General features: G+C 71.7%; 5 protein-coding genes. 1 reads left to right on the plus strand and 4 read right to left on the minus strand.

Translation table 11 applies throughout. From position 1 onward, the window contains the following. The 4 genes from M3N57_00005 to M3N57_00020 all read right to left on the minus strand — a co-directional run. On the minus strand, nucleotides 1-272 hold a 272-nt coding region (locus M3N57_00005), incomplete at its 3' end, for a YebC/PmpR family DNA-binding transcriptional regulator (protein ID MDP9021089.1). Between the two features lie 19 nt (nucleotides 273-291). Continuing rightward, the gene (gene pdxT / locus M3N57_00010; protein ID MDP9021090.1) at nucleotides 292-1,008 is read right to left on the minus strand and encodes a pyridoxal 5'-phosphate synthase glutaminase subunit PdxT; all 717 of its coding nucleotides are present in this window, start codon (nucleotides 1,006-1,008) and stop codon (nucleotides 292-294) included. A 1-nt stretch (nucleotide 1,009) separates the two neighbouring features. Continuing rightward, nucleotides 1,010-1,909: a pyridoxal 5'-phosphate synthase lyase subunit PdxS gene (gene pdxS / locus M3N57_00015; GenBank protein MDP9021091.1), complete on the minus strand. Its 900-nt coding sequence runs from the start codon at nucleotides 1,907-1,909 to the stop codon at nucleotides 1,010-1,012. A gap of 42 nt (nucleotides 1,910-1,951) precedes the next feature. Next, on the minus strand, nucleotides 1,952-3,001 hold the full coding sequence (locus M3N57_00020) for a DUF3048 domain-containing protein (GenBank protein MDP9021092.1): 1,050 nt from the start codon (nucleotides 2,999-3,001) through the stop codon (nucleotides 1,952-1,954). Between the two features lie 116 nt (nucleotides 3,002-3,117). On the opposite strand from M3N57_00020, the gene M3N57_00025 reads away from it, so the two are divergent. Beyond that, on the plus strand, nucleotides 3,118-3,900 hold the full coding sequence (locus M3N57_00025) for a TrkA C-terminal domain-containing protein (GenBank protein ID MDP9021093.1): 783 nt from the start codon (nucleotides 3,118-3,120) through the stop codon (nucleotides 3,898-3,900). Nucleotides 3,901-4,094: the final 194 nt, after the last annotated feature.

Raw genomic sequence — 4,094 nt, forward strand, 5'->3', positions numbered from 1 at the left:
GCGTAACCCTCGTACTGCACCGGCTCGTACGACACCCCTTCGAGCTCGCCGGAGCCGCGTTTGACCGCCCGCTCGATCGTGTCCTTGGGGACGGAGTTGTCCTTGGCGCGCTGGATCGCGTCGGCGAGCGTCGGGTTGTAGTCGGGGTCGCCGCCGCCGTCTCGTGCCGCCACCTCGATGGCACGCACGAGCCGCGCGAAGATCCTGCCGCGCTTGGCATCCGCGGCGCCCTTCTTCCGCTTGATCGTGGACCACTTGCTGTGGCCGGACATCGACCGTCCTCCGGTGGATTCATCGGTCAGGGTACTGGGCACCCGGGTCGGCCTCCCCGCGCCCCGGGGCTCCGCCTCGCACCGACCGACGTGCCGCCCGAACCTGCGCGACGAACAGCTGGTGGACCCGCCGATCGACCGTCAGTTCGGGATGGAACGCGGCGGCGAGCAGGTTGTCTTGCCGCACCATCACGGGATGACCGGCCACCTCGGCGAGGATCTCCACGTCCGAGCCGACCCGTTCGATCCACGGCGCACGGATGAACACGGCGTGCACCGGCCCGCCGTCGATGCCGCGCACCGCCAGGTCGGTCTCGAACGAGTCGACCTGCCGGCCGAAGGCGTTGCGCCGGGTCGTGACATCGAGGCCTCCCAGCAGGGTCTGTGGCCGGTCCTGTGCGAGCTCGTCGGACAGCAGGATCATCCCGGCGCACGTCCCGAACGTCGGCAGTCCCGCGGCGATGTGCTGGCGCAACGGCTCGTCGAGCGCGAGGTGCGAGATCAGCCGCCCGATCGTGGTGGACTCGCCGCCGGGGATGATCAGCCCGTCGAGGCCGTCGAGGTCCGCGGGGCGCCGCACGCGCACGGCGTGGGCCCCGGCCTCACGCACAGCTCGCAGGTGCTCCAGCACGTTGCCCTGCAGGGCCAGCACGCCGATCAGCGGGGCGTCGTCGGGGAGCTCCGGCTCCGGTGGGCGGGTCCGGGTGAGCCGCTCCCCCGGCACCCAATCCGACATCTCACCAGCCTCGGCTGGCCAGTCGGTCGGAAGCGGCGAGCGTTGTGACGTCCATGCCGCGCATCGCCTCACCCAACCCACGAGACACCTTCGCGATCACCTCGGGATCGTCGAAGTGGGTGGTCGCCTCCACGATCGCGCGGGCACGCCGCTGGGGATCGGCGGACTTGAAGATCCCCGACCCGACGAAGACCCCGTCGGACCCCAGCTGCATCACCAGCGCAGCATCGGCGGGCGTGGCGACACCGCCGGCGGTGAACAGGACGACGGGGAGCCGGCCCGCGTCGGCGACCTCACGCACCAGCGCCTCAGGCGCCTGCAGGTCCTTGGCGGCGGCGAACAGCTCCTCGCCGCGGAGGCCGGCCAGCCGCCGGATCTCGCTGGTGATGGCGCGGATGTGGCGGACGGCCTCGACGATGTTGCCGGTCCCCGCCTCACCCTTGGAGCGGATCATGGCGGCCCCCTCCGCGATCCGTCGCAACGCCTCTCCGAGGCTGGTCGCCCCGCACACGAACGGGACGTCGAACGCCCACTTGTCGATGTGGTGCTGCTCGTCGGCGGGGGTCAGGACCTCCGACTCGTCGACGTAGTCGACACCGAGCGCCTGCAACACCTGCGCTTCGGCGAAGTGGCCGATCCGGGCTTTGGCCATCACCGGGATGGTGACCGCCTCCTGGATCTCGGTGATCTTGTCCGGGTCGGACATGCGGGCGACGCCGCCCTGGGCGCGGATGTCGGAGGGGACGCGCTCGAGCGCCATGACGGCGACCGCGCCCGCGGACTCCGCGATGCGTGCCTGGTCGGCGTCGACGACGTCCATGATGACGCCGCCCTTGAGCATGTCGGCGAGGCCGCGTTTGACCGGGGTGGTCCCGGTGATGGGGCTGCTGTGGTCAGACATCGAGCTCCCCGGTGGAGGGGCGGATCATGTCGCAGCGTACCTTCACGGCACCGCCGCGGTGGGGGCGAGGACGAGCCACGTCGGGCCCGGCTTGAGGGGGAACGGCTGGTCGTCTGGTCCGGTGAACCGGTAGTGCTGGTCGGGGCGCGACTTGGTCCACCTCGCGGGGTAGCGCTGCCCGTCGCGCAGGATCACGCCTCGGCCGGTCCCGAGCGTCCGGGTCTGCGTCAACGGGTTCCCCGACGCGTCGCAGCACCCGCCGTGGCCGATCTCGACGGCGAGGACGACGACGTTGGCGGCGCCGATCCGGTCGTCGCCGGTGACCACGTGGGGGGAGCCGTCCTGCAGGCGCCGGTACAGGCCCGCGTCCGGGTCGTACTCGAACCCGGTTACCGACGCGTGTGACATCTCGACCGTGACCGACAGTCCCGGATCCTGGGTGCAGCCCTCACCGCACGGGACGGCGCCTTGCGGGGGCTCGGACGCGTAGCTCCAACCGGTCGGGGAGGCGGGCGGGACGTCATCGGCCGCTGCGGCGAACAGCTCCTCGCCGCGGGCGAACACGTTGTGTGGTGGCGTGCGGCTGCGGTCGCGCCACAGCACCTCGCCGTCCTCGGTGAGGAACGGAACGTCGGCGACGCGGAGGGACGTCAGCACATCCGGCCGCGCGCCGGAGATGAACAGCATCGCGTCGTAGGCGGGCACCAGCTGGGCGTCCTCGGGTCGGGCGGAACGGATCGGGCCCACCAGCTCGGGGATGCGGCTCTGGAACAGCGCGAGGAAGCGGGTCACGCCTCCCTCCGTCAGCTCCTCGAAGACGACGTCGGCAGCATCGAGCCCCGACTGTGGTCGTCCGGCCGGACTGTTCTCGACCTTGACCGCCACGACCGGGCGGTCGGCGACTGCAGGGTCGCCGACCGGCTCCCCCGTCAGCGGCGCCGTCATCTGCCCCGCACCGGCGGTTCCCACCGGATGATCGTCGGCGGTGGGGGCTCGGCCGGCATCGCGGTGAGCTGCCCCGTCCGTCGCGCACGCCATCAGCAGCGCGGCCACGGCCAGGAGCACAGCGGCGAGGGGGTTGGGGCGGGACACAGCGCGTCCTCTTGGCGGGAGGTTCGGGGCGCCGGCGCAGCCTACGGACTCAGGACCGACCGAGGTCGCGCCACGGGGGGTGGCATGCTCCGCCGACGTCGGGACGGGAGGCAGGGATGTTCGCGATCGGGTCGGTGCTGGTGATCGTCGCCATCTCCGTTGTGATCACGCGCGTGGGGACCGCCGCGTTGACGGTGACCGGTGTGTCGGACGACCTGGCGTACTTCCAGGCCAGGTCGGCCTTCACCGGCGTGGGGTTCACCACCTCCGAGGCCGAGACGGTCGTGAACCACCCGGTCCGGCGCCGCATCATCCTGGTCCTGATGCTGCTCAGCAACGCCGGCATCGCGACGGTCATCGCCTCCTTGGTGGTCGGGTTCGTCAACACCGACAGCACCCGCGTCGCCGCGGCCCGGCTCGCGGTGCTCGCGGTCGGGCTCGCCATCCTGTGGCTGTTGACGGCCAGCGACCCGCTGGAGCGAGTGATGCGACGCTCGATCGAGCGGGGGCTCCGTCGCTGGGCGAGTGGCGTCTCCGTCCGTGACTACACGCGCCTGCTCAACGTCTCGGGTCCGTACGCGGTTCAGGAGCACGTGGTCGAGCCCGACGACTGGTTGGCTGACACGCCTCTCCGTGACCTCGACCTGGCGAACGAAGGCGTCCTGGTGCTGGGTGTGCGGCGCTCTTCGGGCGAGTTCCTCGGCGTCCCAGCCGCGGACACGCGGCTGCGACCAGGCGACACGGTGGTCATGTACGGCAGGGACGATCCCCTGGCGGAGCTGAGCCGCAGACAGGCGGGGGTCGGCGGCGAGCACGCGCACCGAGAAGCGGTCGATACACAAGAACGGGTCCAGGCGCACGAAGAAGCCGCCGACCCGGACCGAGCCGAGTCGGCGTAGCTCCGAGGGCGCCGACGGCCCCATCGCCGACGGGCGTGAGCTGCGAGGTGTTCCCGGTGGCGCGAGCCTGGTCGTCCACGCGAACACCGAACCGTCATGCGCCGGCGCGCTCGACGACGTCGGAGTAGACGTCACGGACCTGGCGGGCCACGACCGGCCAGTCGTAGCGCTGAGCCGTCTCGCGCCCCGCCCGG

This window comes from Actinomycetota bacterium (assembly GCA_030776725.1).
Taxonomy (GTDB): Bacteria; Actinomycetota; Nitriliruptoria; order Nitriliruptorales; family JAHWKO01; genus JAHWKW01.

What these genes read in the sequence shown, in the direction of transcription:
- pdxT (MDP9021090.1), bottom strand. Translation starts at nt 1,008, where the DNA reads ATGTCGGATTGGGTGCCGGGGGAGCGGCTCACCCGGACCCGCCCACCG.
- pdxS (MDP9021091.1), bottom strand. Translation starts at nt 1,909, where the DNA reads ATGTCTGACCACAGCAGCCCCATCACCGGGACCACCCCGGTCAAACGC.
- M3N57_00025 (MDP9021093.1), top strand. Translation starts at nt 3,118, where the DNA reads ATGTTCGCGATCGGGTCGGTGCTGGTGATCGTCGCCATCTCCGTTGTG.